General features: G+C 28.6%; 17 protein-coding genes. 15 read left to right on the top strand and 2 right to left on the bottom strand.

Annotated features, from left to right (window positions below):
• The first annotated feature begins 4 nt into the window (after nucleotides 1-4).
• Genes pheA through AVBRAN12647_RS01205 form a run of 9 tightly spaced genes read left to right on the top strand, consistent with a single transcriptional unit; the run spans nucleotide 5 to nucleotide 9,138 of the window.
• Nucleotides 5-1,069, top strand: coding sequence for a prephenate dehydratase (pheA, locus tag AVBRAN12647_RS01245; protein ID WP_214116008.1), 1,065 nt, complete (start codon nucleotides 5-7; stop codon nucleotides 1,067-1,069).
• Complete coding sequence (gene fliF, locus AVBRAN12647_RS01240; RefSeq protein ID WP_239803467.1) at nucleotides 1,066-2,754, top strand: flagellar basal-body MS-ring/collar protein FliF; 1,689 nt, start codon at nucleotides 1,066-1,068, stop codon at nucleotides 2,752-2,754. The genes pheA and fliF overlap by 4 nt, the downstream gene beginning before the upstream one ends.
• Entirely contained in the window at nucleotides 2,754-3,782 is a 1,029-nt protein-coding gene (gene fliG, locus AVBRAN12647_RS01235) for a flagellar motor switch protein FliG (protein ID WP_214115798.1), read from the top strand. The genes fliF and fliG overlap by 1 nt, the downstream gene beginning before the upstream one ends.
• Complete coding sequence (locus AVBRAN12647_RS01230; protein ID WP_336614570.1) at nucleotides 3,779-4,564, top strand: FliH/SctL family protein; 786 nt, start codon at nucleotides 3,779-3,781, stop codon at nucleotides 4,562-4,564. Before fliG ends, AVBRAN12647_RS01230 begins: the two co-directional genes overlap by 4 nt.
• Nucleotides 4,554-6,359: a 1-deoxy-D-xylulose-5-phosphate synthase gene (dxs, locus tag AVBRAN12647_RS01225; RefSeq protein WP_214115796.1), complete on the top strand. Its 1,806-nt coding sequence runs from the start codon at nucleotides 4,554-4,556 to the stop codon at nucleotides 6,357-6,359. Before AVBRAN12647_RS01230 ends, dxs begins: the two co-directional genes overlap by 11 nt.
• Complete coding sequence (locus AVBRAN12647_RS01220) at nucleotides 6,356-6,865, top strand: phosphorylase family protein (protein ID WP_214119880.1); 510 nt, start codon at nucleotides 6,356-6,358, stop codon at nucleotides 6,863-6,865. The genes dxs and AVBRAN12647_RS01220 overlap by 4 nt, the downstream gene beginning before the upstream one ends.
• Nucleotides 6,862-7,926, top strand: a complete 1,065-nt coding sequence (gene rlmN / locus AVBRAN12647_RS01215) for a 23S rRNA (adenine(2503)-C(2))-methyltransferase RlmN (protein WP_214115794.1) — start codon at nucleotides 6,862-6,864, stop codon at nucleotides 7,924-7,926. The genes AVBRAN12647_RS01220 and rlmN overlap by 4 nt, the downstream gene beginning before the upstream one ends.
• Nucleotides 7,907-8,764, top strand: a complete 858-nt coding sequence (locus AVBRAN12647_RS01210) for a helix-turn-helix transcriptional regulator (protein WP_214115793.1) — start codon at nucleotides 7,907-7,909, stop codon at nucleotides 8,762-8,764. The genes rlmN and AVBRAN12647_RS01210 overlap by 20 nt, the downstream gene beginning before the upstream one ends.
• Entirely contained in the window at nucleotides 8,764-9,138 is a 375-nt protein-coding gene (locus tag AVBRAN12647_RS01205; protein WP_214115792.1) for a hypothetical protein, read from the top strand. Before AVBRAN12647_RS01210 ends, AVBRAN12647_RS01205 begins: the two co-directional genes overlap by 1 nt.
• Before the next feature lie 4 nt (nucleotides 9,139-9,142).
• On the opposite strand, the gene AVBRAN12647_RS01200 is transcribed toward AVBRAN12647_RS01205, so the two are convergent.
• Nucleotides 9,143-9,913 (bottom strand): DUF5718 family protein, encoded by a 771-nt coding sequence (locus tag AVBRAN12647_RS01200; protein WP_336614569.1) that lies wholly within the window; start codon nucleotides 9,911-9,913, stop codon nucleotides 9,143-9,145.
• Between the two features lie 95 nt (nucleotides 9,914-10,008).
• On the opposite strand from AVBRAN12647_RS01200, the gene AVBRAN12647_RS01195 reads away from it, so the two are divergent.
• A complete protein-coding gene (locus AVBRAN12647_RS01195; RefSeq protein ID WP_336614568.1) occupies nucleotides 10,009-14,127 on the top strand; it encodes a hypothetical protein in 4,119 nt (1,372 codons plus the stop codon).
• 32 nt (nucleotides 14,128-14,159) lie between these two features.
• On the opposite strand, the gene AVBRAN12647_RS01190 is transcribed toward AVBRAN12647_RS01195, so the two are convergent.
• Complete coding sequence (locus tag AVBRAN12647_RS01190) at nucleotides 14,160-15,239, bottom strand: Mrp/NBP35 family ATP-binding protein (RefSeq protein WP_336614567.1); 1,080 nt, start codon at nucleotides 15,237-15,239, stop codon at nucleotides 14,160-14,162.
• A 51-nt stretch (nucleotides 15,240-15,290) separates the two neighbouring features.
• Between AVBRAN12647_RS01190 and AVBRAN12647_RS01185 the strand changes: the two genes are divergently transcribed.
• The 5 genes from AVBRAN12647_RS01185 to apt are packed head-to-tail and all read left to right on the top strand — an operon-like array spanning nucleotide 15,291 to nucleotide 17,990.
• Nucleotides 15,291-16,196, top strand: a complete 906-nt coding sequence (locus tag AVBRAN12647_RS01185) for a lipoprotein N-acyltransferase Lnb domain-containing protein (RefSeq protein WP_214149759.1) — start codon at nucleotides 15,291-15,293, stop codon at nucleotides 16,194-16,196.
• An 8-nt stretch (nucleotides 16,197-16,204) separates the two neighbouring features.
• Nucleotides 16,205-16,642 (top strand): SsrA-binding protein SmpB, encoded by a 438-nt coding sequence (gene smpB / locus AVBRAN12647_RS01180; protein WP_336614566.1) that lies wholly within the window; start codon nucleotides 16,205-16,207, stop codon nucleotides 16,640-16,642.
• 32 nt (nucleotides 16,643-16,674) lie between these two features.
• Nucleotides 16,675-17,115, top strand: coding sequence for an RpiB/LacA/LacB family sugar-phosphate isomerase (locus tag AVBRAN12647_RS01175; protein WP_336614595.1), 441 nt, complete (start codon nucleotides 16,675-16,677; stop codon nucleotides 17,113-17,115).
• Nucleotides 17,116-17,448 carry a hypothetical protein gene (locus AVBRAN12647_RS01170; RefSeq protein WP_214115786.1) on the top strand — a complete coding sequence of 111 codons (333 nt, stop codon included), beginning with the start codon at nucleotides 17,116-17,118 and terminating at the stop codon, nucleotides 17,446-17,448.
• Between the two features lie 8 nt (nucleotides 17,449-17,456).
• Nucleotides 17,457-17,990, top strand: coding sequence for an adenine phosphoribosyltransferase (apt, locus tag AVBRAN12647_RS01165; RefSeq protein ID WP_336606797.1), 534 nt, complete (start codon nucleotides 17,457-17,459; stop codon nucleotides 17,988-17,990).
• Nucleotide 17,991 lies beyond the last annotated feature (1 nt).

Here is a 17,991-nt window from a genome sequence, read left to right as displayed (position 1 = left end):
GTATATTATGAATTTAGAAGAAATTAGACAAAATATAAATAAAATTGATGATGAAATAATTAAATTATTAAATCAAAGAATGGAATTTGTAAAGCAAGTTGGTATTTTAAAGCATAATGAAGGTAGTCCAATTTATCGTCCTGTAAGAGAAAACGAGATAATAAATAGACTAAGCGAAAATAGCAAAGGCTTATTAGAAAAAGACGCAATTAAAGCAATTTATCAAGAGATTTTTGCAATTTCAAGAAATCTTGAATTACCACAAAGAGTTGCGTTTTTAGGTCCAATTGGCACTTATACTCATCAAGCAGCAAGATTATGGTTTGGAGCACTTAGTGAATATATTGAGATTGCTACTATTGAAGATGTTTTTGTTAGTTTAAATAACGATGAAGTATCTTATGCAGTAGTTCCTATAGAAAACAATACAGAAGGTGGAGTTGGAGCTACTCTTGATTGTCTTGCAAAATACGATGATATTTTGATTTTTGCTGAAAATTATTTAGATATTCATCATTCATTCGCAAGCACAACTGATGATATAAGAGATATTAAAGTGATTTTTTCTCATCCACAAGGCTATAATCAGTGCAAAAAATTCTTAGAAGCTCATAATATTTTAGACATTGAGTTTGTCCCTACAAAAAGCACAGCCGCTGCTGCAAAATTAGCAAAAGATACGCCAAACTCAGCTGCAATTTGCTCAAAAATTGCAGCAAAATTAAGCGATTTGCCTTTAATGTTTGAGTGTATTGAAGATAATAAGGCAAATAAAACTAGATTTTTAGTGCTTAGCAAACATTCTTGCGAAAAATCAAGCAATTCTAAAACATCAATTCTAGCAAATACAGCACATAAAGCAGGTGCTTTAGTTGATTTGCTTAATGAGTTTAAAGAAGCAAATATCAACTTAACTAAAATTGAATCAAGACCTTTAAAGAAAAAAGAATTTGAATATAGTTTTTTTATTGATTTTGACGGACATATTGATGATTTGAATGTGCAAAAAATCTTAAAAAATAAAACAAATATAAAATGGCTTGGCTCATATTTAAAGAATGATAAATGATTAAGCAATTTTTACAAGGAATAGGCAAGTTCTATTCGGGTTTAGAAAAAAAACAAAAACTAACTATATTAGCAGCCATTATTGCAACCGTTGCTTTTATAGTTTTTTTACTCGTATATAATTCTGGTAATAATAAAAACTACTCTGGATATTCTGTTTTATTTGATGAATTAGATACTAAAAATTCAGCTGCAGTTGTGTCAATATTAGAAAAAAATCAGATAAATTATATTTTAAAAGATGAAAGCACCATTTTAGTTCCAAGTGCTGATGTTTATAAGCAGCGTTTAGAAGTGGCAAGTGCTGGAATTTTAAAGGATAATAAAGTAGGTTTTGAGATTTTTGATAAACAAGAATTTGGAGCTACTGATGAAGAACAAAAAATCAAGTTTAAAAGAGCTTTAGAAGGCGAATTAGCAAGAACAATTGAGAGCTTAAATCCTATTAATAAAGCTACAGTTCATATTGCTTTTGGTAAAGAATCTTTATTTGTAAAAGAAAAAGAGCCACCAACAGCTTCAGTAGTTTTAAATATTAAAATGGGTATGAAATTAGGTCAAAAGCAAGTTTTAGGGATTAAAAATTTAATAGCATCATCAGTAGCTGGTTTAAGTGTTGAGAATGTTAAAATAATTGATCAAAATGGAGTTAATTTAGGTGCTGATGAAGTAGGGCTTGATGTAGATGAATTAAACGCACAAATAAATTATAAAAAAGAATATGAAAATTCATTAGAGCAAAAGATTATAAATGTTTTAGCACCTGTTCTTGGTGGTTGGGATAGAGTTGTTGCTAGAGTTAATGCTGATTTTAATTTTGATAAGGCAAATAGTCAAAGTGAAGTGTTTGACCCAAATTCAGTCGCTAGAAGTGAGCAAAGTTTAGAAGAGAAAAAAGAAGGCAAAAAAGGCAAAGAAGTAGGCGGAGTGCCAGGAGCAATATCAAATATTGGACCTGTTCAAGGCATTGAAGATGGAGAAAATAAAGAAAGTTATAGCAAAAATCAAAGCACAATTAATTATGAAATATCTAAAAAAATTACAACCATCAAAGGTCAATTTGCAACCTTAAATAGAATTAGTGCAGCAGTAGTAGTAGATGGAAAATACGAAATTGATGAAAATGGCGAAGTAAAATATGTAGCAATTAGCGATGATGAGCTTAAAAAATTACAAGGTTTGGTAAAAAACGCAATAGGATTTAATGATACTAGAGGAGATAGTGTTAGTGTTGATAATATTAGATTTAATAATATTAAAGCTCCAGTTCCACCATCAATTAAAATTACTAATTTCTTAGAAAGCTATATAATGCCGTTTATCCCACCTGCAAAATATATTTTTGCTATGGTGTTAATGTTTATATTTTATAAAAAGGTTATATCTCCGTTTATTAAGAAAATGCTTGAGGATAAGGTATTTACACCTGAAGAATTAGAAGAAATTAGGCGTGAAGAAGGTGCTGATGATGAAGAAGATGCGATAGAAAAATACCAACAAGCTAAGAAAAGAGTTGAAGAACAACTTGGAATTGACGCTGGATTTAGTGAAGATGAATTACAATATGATATTTTACTTGAAAAATTAAAAACTATTAGCACAGAAAAAAGTGATGAGGTTGCTATGCTATTTAAAAGTTTATTAAAAAACGATGCTGAATTTAATCAATCTCAAAAGGAAATGTAATGGCAAATTTAAGCAACGAACAAAAAAGCTTATATAATGATTTAAGTATTTTAGAAAAAATTGCAATATTTTTGGTTCTAATGGGAGAAGAGCCAAGCACACTAATATTTTCAAATCTTGATACAGATATGGTAATTGAAATCACAAAATATATTGCAAGTGCAAAGCAAGTCGATAGAGCAGTAGCTACTGCTGTATTAGAAGAATTTCACGCTTTACTTAAGTCAAATCAGTATATTAAAAATGGTGGTTTGGAATTTGCTAAAGAGATTTTATACAATACTTATGGGATTGAAGAAGCTGAAAAAATCTTATCAAAATTAGCAAAAACTTTAGATGGAAATCAAGCATTTTCTTATCTTAGCAATATTAAACCTCAACAATTAGCTGACTTTATCGTAAATGAATATCCACAAACAATAGCTTTAATTATTGCACATATGGAGCCTACTAGAGCAGCTGAGACTTTAGAGTTTTTTGAAGATAATTTAAGAAGTGAAGTAATCCATAGAATTGCTACTTTAGGTGATATTAGCCCAAGTATTATTAAAAGAGTTTCAACCGTTTTAGAGAGTAAATTACAATCTCTTACATCTTATAAAGTTGAAGTTGGAGGGACTAGAGCAGTTGCTGAAGTGCTTAATCGTCTAGGTCAAAAATCAAGCAAATCAACTATTGCATATTTAGAGCAAACTGATGAAAAACTTGCAACTACTATTAAAGATATGATGTTTACTTTTGATGATATTACTAAATTAGGCACAACAGCAATTAGAGAGATATTAAAAGTAGCTGATAAAAAAGATTTAATGATAGCTTTAAAAGGAAGCACGGAAGATTTAAAAGGTATGTTTTTATCTAATATGAGCCAAAGAGCAGCAGAGAGTTTTAATGAAGAAATGGGATTTTTAGGTGCTGTTAGGGTAAAAGATGTAGAAGAAGCACAAAGAAAAATCGTTGAAGTTGTTCAAAAGCTTAATGAAAGTGGAGTAATACAATTAGGCGAAAGTGATGAGATGATAGAATGATGAAAACTATTATTGATAATAAAGCCAAAGAGCATCATATTCAAAATTATAAATTTAAAATTTTAAGCTCATTTGACACTGATGCAAGTGAAGAGCAGCTTAGTGAAGTTATTGAAACTCCACAAGAAATAAAAGAAGAGCCTGTAATAATTAAAGAAATTACTCCGCCACCATCACCGCCACCAAATCCAATCAATGAAGAAATGCTTAAAAAAATGGAAACTTTAAGCGATAATGTAGTAAAACTTCAAATGAAACTTGAAAAACAAGAAGAAGAATTTGAAAAAAGACTTTTAAATGAGATTGAAATAGCTAAAAAAAACGCTTATGAAGAAGGTTTAAACGCAGGTAAATCTCAAAATGAAGATAAAATAAACGAGCTTAGTATAAATGTATCAAATAGTATTAAAAAGCTTGAAAATAAATGCCAAGAATTAAGTGATTTTTGTGAAAAAACAAAAAGCGATTTAAACGAAGCTGCTTATTTAATAGCTAAAGAAGTAGTAAATAAAGAGCTAGAAACAAGTTCAGCAAAAATTGCTCTAGCTTATGCAAATACGATAATGCAAGGAATTGATAAAAGCATTAAGATTAAAATCAGCGTAAATCCTAAGGATTTTGATTATTTAAATAAAGAATTAAGTTCAAATAGGATTGAAATCTTAGCTGATGATGCTATTAATAAGGGTTGTTTGATTATTAATTCAGATACATTAAATACTCAAATTAACTTAAAAGAAAGATTAGCACAAGCAAGGAGTATGATATTAGATGAAGCGTAAAATTGAAAATATCAAAAGCCTTAATGAAAACGAATTAAAAGAATTATGTAGTGATATAAGAGCTACAATCATTGAGCAAGTTAGCAAAAACGGCGGTCATTTATCGTCTAATTTAGGCGTGGTTGAACTAAGCGTTGTTCTTCATCATTTATTTGATATAAAGGAAAATCCTTTAATTTTTGATGTATCTCATCAATGCTACGCACATAAAATATTAACAAATAGGAATTTAGAAAATCTAAGACAATTTAATGGAATTAGTGGTTATACCGAGCCAAATGAGAGCGAGTATGATTTTTTTATAGCAGGGCATTCATCTACTTCAATATCTCTTGCAACGGGGGTTGCAAAGGCTTTTAGTCTTAATAAAAAAGATGCAATTCCAATTGCTATTATTGGTGATGGGGCGATGGGCTGTGGATTAGCCTATGAGGCTTTAAATGAATTAGGAGATAGAAAATATCCAAGTATTATTATCTTAAATGATAATAAAATGAGTATTAGTAAGCCTATTGGTGCGGTTTCAAGATTTTTATCAAAAAGTTTATCAAGTCCAATTTATCAAAAATTTAAAAAAGGCGTTGAAGCAATGCTTGAATACTTGCCTGAAGGTGCTAGATATACTGCAAAAAGATTTGAAGATGGATTTAAATTAATCACTCCTGCTGGAATGTTTTTTGAAGAATTAGGACTTGAATATATTGGCCCAATTGATGGGCATAATATTGCTGATTTAATAACTGCATTAAATCTAGCAAAAAGTCTTAAAAAGCCTGTATTATTGCATATTCAAACAATCAAAGGCTATGGTTATGAGTATTCTTTAAATGATGAGGGTAGTTGGCACGGAGTTGGAGCTTTTGATATAAAAACAGGTAAGAGTTTAAGTAGCTCAAAAAAACCTAGTGCAACGGCAATTTTTAGTGATATTTTAGATGAACTAGCAAGTAAAAATGAAAAAATAGTAGGTCTTAGTGCAGCTATGCCAAGTGGCACAGGAATTGATAAATTAATAGCAAAATATCCTAATAGATTTTATGATGTAGGAATAGCAGAAGCTCACGCAGTAACTTCAATGGCTGCTATGAGTAAATGTGGTTTTATGCCTGTTGTAGCTATTTATTCAACTTTTTTGCAAAGAGCTTATGATAGTTTAATTCACGATTGTGCAATACTTAATCTTAATATGGTTTTTGCACTTGATCGTGCAGGGATTGTAGGAAATGATGGCAAAACTCATCAAGGAGCTTTTGATATTTCATATATATCTTGCATACCTAATTTTAAAATTTGTGCTCCAACGAATGCTAAAAGTTTTAAATTATTGCTTGAATACGCTACAAGTAAAGTTGGGTTAATTGCTATTCGCTATCCAAGGGGAAGTTTTGCTTTAGATGAGAGCTATGAGCCAAGTTTAAAAACTCATTTTATTAAAAATGTAAATTCTAATATAAGCTTTTTAGGTTTTGGAGAAGGCGTTGCAAAAGCTTTAGCAGTTAGTGAAGAAATCAATGCAAATGTAATTGATTTAGTATTTGCTAAACCACTTGATAAAGAGTTTTTATTAAATCTTGCTAAGAGTTCAAAAGAATGGCATATTTTTAGCGAAAGTGCAAAAATAGGCGGATTAAATTCTATAATTTCTAGCTTTTTAAAAGAATATGATTTAGACATTAAATTAATATCTTATGAATATGAAGATGAGTTTATAACTCACGGAAATACAAATGAAGTTATGCAAAGCTTAGGGCTTGATGCAAAAAGTATTATAAATAAAATTAAAGGCAATAAATGATAGTTAGTGCAGGAATAAGTGAGATTTATGATTACGCAGAGCCTATTGGATTAGGCAGTAATTGTTCTATAAAACTTAGCGAATTAATACTTAAAAAGCAGCCAAAAAGATTGATTTTTATAGGTTCAATGGGGCTTTATACTAAAGAAATTGAGCTTTTTAGCGTAAATGAGTTTAAAAGTGCTGTAAATATTGAATTAGCTATGTTAGATGATTTAGTTTATACCCCTATGAAAACTAATGAAGTTTCTAATTTAAATTCTTCTAATTATATTTGTAAAAATTACGAATACGCTAAGAAAATGAATGAAAAATACGGGATATTAGGCGAAAATATGGAATGTTTTAGTTTTTTTGCGACTGCTAATTATTATAAAATTCCAGCTAGTGCAATTTTAGTAGCGACTAATTATTGTGATGAATTCGCACACGAAGAATATATAAAAAACATAGCAAAAGCTAATGAAATACTAGAAAATTACTTAGAAAACAAAGGACTTTTATGAAAGAATTATTAGATTTTTTACCAGAAGAATATAACCTTAGTCCAAAATATCTAAATAATGAATTAGCAAAATTTGTATATCAAAAATATATAAATGATTTTAGCGAAGCTACAAGTTTATCAAAAGCTCTAAGAGAACAATTAAAAAATGAATTTAACATTATGCCACTTAGCTTAAAAATAGCTCAAACAAGCATTGATGGGAGTATTAAATTCTTATTTTCCTTGCACGATAATCACACAATAGAAAGCGTTTTGCTACCTATGAAAAAAGAAAGAATAGAAAATGGTGTGAAAAAAAGTGCAAAATACACTATTTGTATAAGTAGCCAAGTAGGTTGCAAAAGTGGTTGTGCCTTTTGTTTAACGGGTAAAAGTGGGCTTATTAGAAATCTTAGCACAGCTGAAATAGTAGCTCAAGTATTATTTATCAAAAAATACGCAAAAATCCCTTATGAGCAAGGTATTAATATAGTTTTTATGGGTATGGGAGAGCCACTTGATAATTTAAAAGCAGTTAGCAAGGCTATTAAAATCTTTTCTCATAACGATACTCTAGCAATATCTCCACGCCGTCAAACAATCTCAACAAGCGGTCTTGCAAAGCAAATTGAAGAATTAGGCAAGATGAATTTAGGTGTATTACTTGCAATTTCGCTTCACGCTGTAAATGATACTTTAAGAGATGAATTAATGCCTATTAATAAGGCTTATAATATTGAAAGCGTTTTAAATGCGGTAAGAAATTTCCCAATAGATGCTAGAAAAAGAGTGTTATTTGAATATTTATGTTTAGGTGGGATTAATGATGATTTAAGCCACGCAAAGGCTTTAGTAAAATTACTACACGGAATAAAAGCTAAGATAAATTTAATTTATTTTAACCCACACGAAGGCAGTATCTATAAACGCCCAAGTGAAGAAAAAGTAATTGCTTTTAGAGATTATTTACAAGCACACGGACAAAACGCTACCATTAGACAAAGCAAAGGGCTTGATATTAGTGCAGCGTGCGGGCAATTAAGAAATAACGAGGATGAAAATGCAAAAACCATCATATAGAATAGCTCAAATATTAGTAAGACTTTATAATGAAGAGATATTAAATAAGCACGATTTAGCTGAAGAATTTGGAGTAAATGCTAAGACTATTCAGCGTGATATTAATGAAAGATTATCAAAATTACCAATAATTGCTAGAAGAAATGGGGATTATAGTTTAGATAAAGCTTATATCAAAAGCAATCACGAAGAGATTAGAAAACTTATAAAAATATTTGATATTACTATGCTTCCAACAAGGCTTAGCGATGAGTTTTTAAACAATCTTTTTACTCAAAAAGAACTACCAATTACTAATATTAAAAATAACGAAATTGATGATATTAGTAGTGTTTATGAGAGCTTAACTAATGCGATTTTAAATAAGGTAAAAATTAAAATAACTTATAATGCAAAAGAAAGAATTCTAATGCCTTATAAATTAGTAAATCATCAAGATATTTGGTATTTATTAGCTTGTGAAGAAGCTGAACTTAAAAGCTTTACTTTATATAAAATCAAAAATTTATTAATCACACAAGAAGAATTTATCCCAAATGAAAGCACACAAGAGCTGATTAACAATAATTCAAGTAGTTTTATATCAAATAATATTACAAATGTTATTTTAGAATTAGATTGTGTTGCTAAAGAATATTTTTTAAAAAGAGCAATATTAAAAAATCAAAGAATAATCTCAAGCCATTTAGATAAAATCATAATAGAAACAGAAACAAGCTATGAAGATGAGATTATTAGGCTGGTTTTTAAGTGGATTCCACATATTAAAATTCTTGAGCCAAAAAGCTTAGCAAATGAGTGCAAGGCTAGAATTAAAGAATATTTAAAGAATATATAATGCAAAAGCAAAAGATATTTGAAATAATTTGTAATGAGTGCAAAGAAAAGCAAATTAGTATAGTAAATATTGAAGGATTTAGCATAATAAACGAAGAGATTTTTTGCCTAAAAAGCTCAAATAAGATTTCTTATAATGATTTAAGATATATTGATTTTGCTTATATTTTATTAGAAATTAACACTAAAAATAGTTTAATAAATGCTTTTAGTATAGCTGCAAAATTAGTAAGCGATGATTATGAAGAACATAAAGAATTATTAAAAAAATGCTTTTTGCTCTTAGATGATACAACGCATTTTAAAGACCTTGAAAAATGCTTAATAATGTTGCAATTAAAAGAAAGTTACGATAAGTTAGAAGATAAATTCTAGTAAATTATTTACTAGAATTATTGCTTTTTACTATTTGATGAAGGCAAGAGCCATCTTTAACATTTATAAATTCATCATTTTTAGAAATAGCTACAAAGATTTCATCATTATTTTTTAAATAGTGTTTTTCTCCAAAAGGAGTATAAGATAAAGCACCTAAACATATCAATAAATTTGCAGGCTTACTAGCTATTAAAGGTCTTATATCTTCAAGGGTTGCTATGTCTATTTGATTATTTATAGTATCAATTAGCCAAGTGATTAATGTATTTGAATAATAAAAATAATTTTTTATATAATCTTCGTTTGCGTATTTTATTATCTCATTATCTCTTTTTAAATAGCAGTGGATTTTATAATCATTTAATTCATCAAGATTATTTAAAGGAACTAAATTCCCAATACCTTTACTAGCAGTTGAGAAGTTCTTTTTAGAAGATATTTTATTTTCATTTACTCTTTTACTAGCGTCATTAAACGCTGCATAAAATTGTGGTTTTAAATCACTTAGTTTATCATTTTCATAAAAAGCTTTAAAAATTACACATAATTCAGGCTCAATTTGAACAAAATCTCCATCTAAAATAAGCTCATTTTCACTAATACAAAATCTCTTTAAATATTCTTTATTACTATCTTTAGAGTAGAATGGAAACACACCTTTAGGTGCAAAATCACTTGTATGTAATTCAGTAAAATCTTTAGCTTCGTTAGCTTGATTTAAATGATTAGGAACATTTCCTATCACACCTAAGCATAAATAGTCTTTAAACATTATTTTTCCTTAAATTGAAATATTTTTATAATTTATAGCATTAATTGATAAGTTTTATGTAAAATAAATATACTTTTTTTATTTTAGGAGAAAATATGAAAAAAACGATATTTCTATCCCTATGTGCGATAAGTGTATTGCACGGGAGTATGGTAACAACAGAAAATAAAATTAAAGGTATTTTTATTGGAAATGTTGATAATGCGTATGGTGCTGCACGTACTAAACTTGAATTAATACAAGACTTTTATAATTATGGTCGTGATAATGCAATCATTGGTTGTCTTCACGGAAGACCTGGTAGTGATGCTTGGGCTTATTATGATTGTGCTTCTTTAATGCAAGTTTATAGTTATAAAGATGGTAGCGGAAATCCTGAAGCAGATAATGCAAATTATAGAGATAATGTGTATTGTATGGTTGATGGTAGTAGTGATTTAGGAACAAATAAAATTCCAAATGCTAGTGAGTTTATTGCAAATATTAATAAAGCTAATCTTGATAAAGGATTATATGTTTCAAAAGATAAGATAAGCCCAAGTATTAAATATGATACTACTATATATCAATACAACTTAGGAAATTATCAAGAATCATATAAAGATTTTGGCGTAAATACTACAGGTAGATTATTAGTAGTTGCTAACAATCAAAAAGAATACAATCCATTTAGTTTTTATCTAAGCGATAATATTAATCTTGGCTCTTTTCCTAATGATTTTAAAAACTTCGTAAATCAAAATCTAGGTATACAAAATGGACAAATGATACCAGGAACAGGTTCAAAACGCTCTAATATGTATCAAAGTTGGGCTCTTTTAGCTCAAAGAACAATATCAGGTGGTAATGATAGAGGTCCTTGGTGTAATCAGATTTATAACTGGGATAATCGTGATTTTAAAAATGGTAAAGGTTGTGGTTCTAGTGATTGGAATAGTTTAAGCGCTCATGGAAAATATGTTAGATTTTTCCATTCTTTATGGGGTTTAGGCTATCAATTTAGAGCTTCTACTGCTAGTGACCATGTTTACGATATGAGAACAGGTATGGCTCAATATGGTGGGATAAAAAATGAATATGGTCAAGTAGTTCCTTTTGGAATTAGTGGAGACCTTTATGGTTCTGCAGAATTTAGAGGGGATGATACCTATGTTAGACATTATCCAGATGGTTATTATAAAGATATGTATTATAAAACTTATAATCTAAGAAAAATAACCGAAGCAATTACTTTAAAAAATATAAGCTTATACGGAACTAATGAGTTTAATAATAAAGATAATGTGTTTCCTTTTTTTAATAAGAATTTAGATCAAGGTAGCAATAATTCTAATGCTTTTGGTAATAATAATAAGATAGGAAAATGCTATTTTATTAATTTACAATATTATGGAAGTAAAAATCAAAATGGTTATGCAAAGTTTGAAGCTATGCAATCTAGCAAATTATTATGGAATAAACCAGCTAATGAGTTTTTACAAAACTATATAAGTAGTTTAGATGGTAAATATGCAATCGCTAATTACTCAATAGATAGAAGCAATATTTATACTAGAGCAACTTCTGGTGAAGAGCATATATTTACTTTAAATACTAGACCTACAAGTTTTAGATATGATGATGCGAAAAAATACGGCAATTCTTCAAATGGCAAAATTGGTGCTAGATATTATTTACATTTTTATCCTGACGCTGATGGAGCTAAAACTACTGAAATTGATAAAAATTTAGTTCCTAGAAAAGCAAAAGTTGAAAATTTACCAAGTAGCTTTAATGATAAAGAATTTTATGTTGTAACAGAGCTTAAATACGGAGTAAATAATAATGCTCAATTATCATTTACATACGAAGGCGTTGATTTAGACCCTAATAGATTAGGCTTTGAAAATAAACAAGAATGCGATATAAGTAGTGGTAAAAACTGCTCTAATATGAAATTTAAATTTAAAGATTTCAAATACAAAACTTATAAATTAAGCAAAACTGATGGTGGCTTTAAAGTAATTAGTGAAGATAGTGAAAAGAATGGCTATTTTTCAAGTGAATACACAACTGATGTTATGGCATTAAGAGTTGATGAAGGGTTATTAGATGCAATTAAATATAAATCTGGTGAATCAATACTATTAGAACTTACACTTGATAAAGGTTTTTATGCTGATAATAGACCATTTTTTGAAACCGATTCAAATACTATCATTAATGCTAAATCATCAGGTAAGTTTTATGTAATTATTAGCGATATTAATTTTAATGCTAGTAATGTAGATTTTGGTTCTATTTGGAATAAACAAGACCCTGATAAAATGCCTGTATTAAACAGCACTAGCACAGGTTTTAATCCTACAACTGCAAATACTAGAATAGCTGGAGAACCTGTTTATTTAGGTATAAAAAGTGCAAAATCATCAAATAAATTAAATAATATTGATAATTTTGTAACTTTTGATGTAATAGACGCAAATACTAATAAAATAATTAAATCAGCTGACCTTACTTATTATGATAATGGAACAAGTAAAGTTAATATTAGTCACGAAAATGATTATTTAGTAGGTAATCCAATATTTACTCAAACAGGATTTAGTGGTGCTTATCCGTTTTATAATGGCGTTGTAAAGATTGATGATTTAAAAGTAGGTAGATATAAAGTATGCTATACAATATATTCTAAATCTCAAGTTCAAGAAGAAATCAATAAAAACAATAACAATAAAGACGCTAAAAGCCTAATTGAAGTGCCTGTAAAAGCTAGAAATTGCACTAATGATTTTAGTTTAAGACCTGCTTTAGTTGAATACACTACAAGCACTACATTTACAGCTGGAGAAAATGCTCTTGCGGGTGGAAAAGTAGCAGTATTTAATGCGGGATTAAAAGATGCTAAAGATAAGCTAATAGTAACAAATGAAGAATTTGCTTTAACAAAAACTACTTTAAGTGTAGAAGATAGTCAAGGTAAAAATTATGATTTTAGTTTAAATGCAACTAATAAAAATACTATATCTGATAGCAATGAAGTTGCGTTTGTAAAAGACAATAATAATACCTATAAAATCAATGACGCAGTTGTAAATTTCCCATTATCAACTGATGCAAAACTTAAATTATACGAAGGTAAATTCACAAAACCAGATAGTATTAAAGGTTTATGTAATGTAAATGCTATCAATAATAAAGTAGATGAATATGGAAAAGTAGGTTGTTTAATTGATAGTAAAAGTGCTATAAGTATTAATTTTGCTAGCACTAAGGAATATGTTTTAAGAACTCCTATAATAAACAATGCCTTTACAGATGAAAAAACATTCTTTAAGAGTGAAGTAGGCGATAATAATAGCTTAAAGATTTATTATGTATTTAATAATTTAGGTGCTAAGGATACAAATAGCTTAAATTATGTATATCATAAATTTAGCAAAGACCATAATCTTGAGTATGAATTAAATTTTGATAATACTGATAAACAAGCTAAAGATAGATATTTAGTAAATATTGATGAAAATTATACGGATAAAAGCTTTAATACCACAATTAATGGTGCAAATCAAATTCTAGTAGATAGAGTTATCATTACAAAAGATAAGTTAAATAAAGATTTTGATAAAAAATTAGAAGATTTATATAATGATACAAAGACAAATAACATTAATGCTGTTATAGCTGGATTTGCTGCACCAAAAGATAAAATATCTGTAGATTTAGAATTAGCTTACACTAAATACAAAAAAACTCCAGATAATAAAACAATAGATACTAATGCAAGTTTAGCTAAGCCAAGTGTTGCTGAGTTTTCATTATTAAAATCATCAAAAGTTTCTTTAGATGGAGCTAGCACTAATTTAGCTAATGAATACTCATTTATCTTTACTAATGTTACTTATAAAGATAATAAAGTAACAAATACTGACAAAATTACTTTAAATCCTACAACAGATTTAGAGCTTTATTATTTAAATAAGAAAAACGAAAGAACAAAAATACCTTTAAAGAGTTCTTTATATGATAAAGACGCTAGTGCTATTATTAATGAATTATCATTTAATGCTGAATATGGTTCAAGCTTTTTTAAAAATCCAAAAACAGGCGAAGTAACTATTACGCTATCACCTGATAATGCTAAAAAGCAATACATTAAAGAAGTAATTGATTTGAATAATACAAATGATTTACATGGTGGTAAGTTCAGTTTAGAATTTACAAATACTAAGTAATTTTAAGAAGGGTTTTTAAACCCTTCTTTTTATTAATGACAAGCTGGAGTGTTTGTCGTTGGTTGAATACTAGAATTATCAGCTTTAGTAGTGTTTAAAAACTCAATTAATTTAAATGCAGCTTCTTCATATCTTTTTGCTACTATTGAATTTGGCTCACACATAGAAATAGGCTTACCACTATCTCCACCACTTCTAATTGATAAATCAATAGGAATACAAGCTAAAACAGAGCAATCATATTCATGAGCTAAATTAAGTGCTCCACCTTTACCAAAAATCTCATGCTCAACATCGCAATTAGGACAAATAAAACCACTCATATTCTCAATTACACCAGCTACAGGTATATTTAATTTGTTAAACATATCTAAAGCTCTTTTACTATCATCAAGGCTTACTGCTTGTGGGGTGCTAACGCAAACTCCCGCACTAACAGGCACACTTTGAGCTAGAGTAATTTGTGCATCACCTGTTCCTGGAGGCATATCAAGTAATAATACATCAAGCTCACTCCATAACACATCGCATAAAAGTTGCTCAATCGCTTTCATTACCATAGAGCCTCTCCACATTAATCCTTGTCCTTCTTCAATTAAAATTCCCATACTCATAAACTCAATTCCATAAGCTTTAACAGGACGGATTTTATTGCCTACTACTACAGGTTTTTCGTTTTCAGCACCAAGCATTCTTGGCATATTAGGACCATATATATCAGCATCTAGCACTCCTACTTTTTTACCAAGTTTTGCAAGTGATAATGCTAGATTTAGAGTAGTTGTACTTTTGCCAACTCCACCTTTTCCACTACTAATCATCACAAAATGCTTAATTTGTGGAGCTAGATTTTTGATTTTTGGTCTTTTTACTTCTGGCTCTTCTAATTTTGGTTGAATGATTTTAAGCTCAAGTTTATAATGATTATTTCTAGCTATTGCTTCACATTCATTTCTAATAGCATTTGCTATTTGCTCACTTGCAGCTGGAATTTCAATATCCATTAGGATAATATCTCCTGCTAATTCGCACCTTTTTACAAAACCAAAACTTACAATATCCTTTTGAAAATTAGGATATTTGACATTTTTGAATAGTTCAATTATTTCCATTTTTTCTCCTTTTTTTACCTTTTATGCTAACAAAAAAAGTAAAATAATAAGATGAAATTTGTATTTTTATTAATTATTAGTATTTTTTTAAGAGCAAGTGATATTAGTGTTTGTTATGTAAGTGATAGCTACAAGCGACTTGATACTATGTTTGGGCATATATTTTTAGCTTATAACAATAAAGCGGCTAGTTTTAATCTAAATAGTAATTTAAATATTAAAGATAATTTATCAGCACTTTTTGGAGTAGAAGGCATTATGCAAATTTTGCCTAAGGATAAATTAATTAAGTTTTATGAAGATGATGAAAGACAAGTAAAATGCTATCCGCTTAATTTAGATGATAGCCAAGAAGCCAATCTATCAGCTTTATTTTACGAAGATGAGATTTATGATACTTATACATTTTTGCATAAAAATTGCTCATCGGCTTTAAGTATGTATGCCAAAAACTATGGTGTTAATCTTAAATCAAGCCTAATTCCAATTCGTTTTGTATCGCTTAATACTGATTATAAAAAGAACTTTCATAAAGTAGGATTGTTTTATGAATATGATAAAAAAAATAGCCTTGATTTTGAGATAAGTATTCTTAGTCTAAATGATAAATTATCTCATAGTTTAAATATATTAAACTTTAATAAAAATTATATAAGCCCTATAAAAATTAGCGAATACGAAAAGATTAGCTATGAATTTGAATTAGGAATTAGATATAAAAAGGCTAGGGTGTTTGCTAATTTTTTCTTAGGGTATTATTATGAAGGTTTTTTTATAGGGGCTAATAATTACGGCTTAAATATAGGTTATTTAAAGGATTTTGATAATTTTGGTATAAAAATTAGTGCTGATAAAAAACATATAAATCTTAATACTTATTTTGATTATAAAAATTATCGTTTAAGTTTAATTGCTAATCAAAATTACGCTAAAATCGGTCTTATATACTCATTTTAAGGATAATAATGAAAAGCGTTGCAGAGAATAAAAAAGCAAGATTTGAATATAGCATAATTGATACTTATGAATGTGGTTTTGCCTTATTAGGTAGCGAAGTTGTAGCTGTAAGACACGGCAAAATCAATTTAAAAGATTCTTTTGTAAGGATAATCAAAGGTGAAGCTTGGCTACTTGATAGCCACATAGGTCATATGAATACGGCGAATAAATACTTCACTCACGAAGATAGAAGAGCTAGGAAATTATTGCTTCATCGTGCAGAAATTGATAAATTAATAGGTAAAATCAGCACAGATGGATTTACTTTAGTAATACTAAATTGTTATTTTAAGCGTGGGATTTTGAAAGGAACTCTAGCTTTAGCAAAAGGAAAAAATCTTCACGACAAGCGTCAAGCAATCAAAGAAAGAGATTTAAAACGAGAAGTAAGAGCGTATTATTAATTAACTCTTAAATATTAAACTAAAATTATTTTATATTAAGGAAAAATATGAGAATTTATTTTGCAAACGACCACGCAGCAACTAAGTTAAAGTTTAGTTTGATTGAATACTTTAGTAAAGAATACGAATGTATAAATCTTGGTTGTGATAGTGATGATAGCGTGGATTATCCTGATTATGCTAATAAATTAGCAAATGAGTTTAAAAACGATACAAATGCAATAGGTGTTATTATTTGCGGAAGTGGTATAGGAATTAGCATAGCGGCAAATCGCCATAAACATATTCGTGCAGCACTTTGTCATTGCGAAGATTATGCAAGATTAGCAAGAGAACATAATGACGCTAATGTTATATCTTTAGGCGCTAGATTTGTTGATTTTGAACTTGCAAAAAAATTAATCATAACCTTTATAAATACCCCATTTCTTGGTGGAAGACACGAAAATAGAGTAAAAAAATTAGGGCAATAAATGTTATTTATTTGGATGGTTATTACTGCTTTAGTTTGTATATGTATTTATTTTTTAGTGATGACTTATTATTATAAATCATTACTTAATAAAGAAAGAGCCTCAAAAGAGTTTTTAAAAACTAATTTTGATGATACAGAAGTGGTTATGAGAAAGCTACAAACACAACTTCAACGCTCTTTAGGAAATATAGATGTATTAAATGAAGAATTAGATAAGGTAAAAAGTGAATTAACAAGCCTTAGGACAAGAAATTCTCAATATCGCTTAGAAAATAATAAATTAAATACAAAAATCAAAGAATTAGAAGCAAAAATTGAAAGCTTATTATAAGGATTAATATGAATATAGAAAAATTATTAAATGAGAAGATAAAAAGATATCCAAACTACCCAAAAGAAGGAATTGTATTTGCAGATATTACCACACTTTTAGCAGATAAAGAAGGTTGGCAAGTTTTAATAAATCACTTAAAAGATAAATATAAAGATGAAGAATTTGATTTTTTAGTAGGAGCTGAAAGTCGTGGCTTTATTTTTGCAGCTGCATTAGGAGCTATTTTAAATATCCCTTTTGTTCCAATTAGAAAGAAAAACAAACTCCCAGGAGAGCTATTAAGTATTGAATATGATTTAGAATACGGCAAAGATAAAATAGAGATGAAAAAGGACGCATTTTTAGGCAAAAAAGATGTAAAAGTTCTTTTTATGGATGATTTATTAGCAACTGGTGGCACTAGCATTGCTTGTATGAAATTATTAAAATTAGCAGGTGCTAAAGAGATTAAGAGTTGTTTTTTAATAGATATAAATATCGGTGGATATAAAGCTTTAAAAGAGTATTGTGATGATATTTATTGTATTTTAAAGGATTAGC

Source organism: Campylobacter sp. RM12647 (assembly GCF_020138135.1).
In the GTDB taxonomy this organism is placed as follows: domain Bacteria; phylum Campylobacterota; class Campylobacteria; order Campylobacterales; family Campylobacteraceae; genus Campylobacter_E.
The sequence above is the reverse complement of the archived record's forward strand: the minus strand, read 5'-3'. Positions and strand labels throughout refer to the sequence as shown.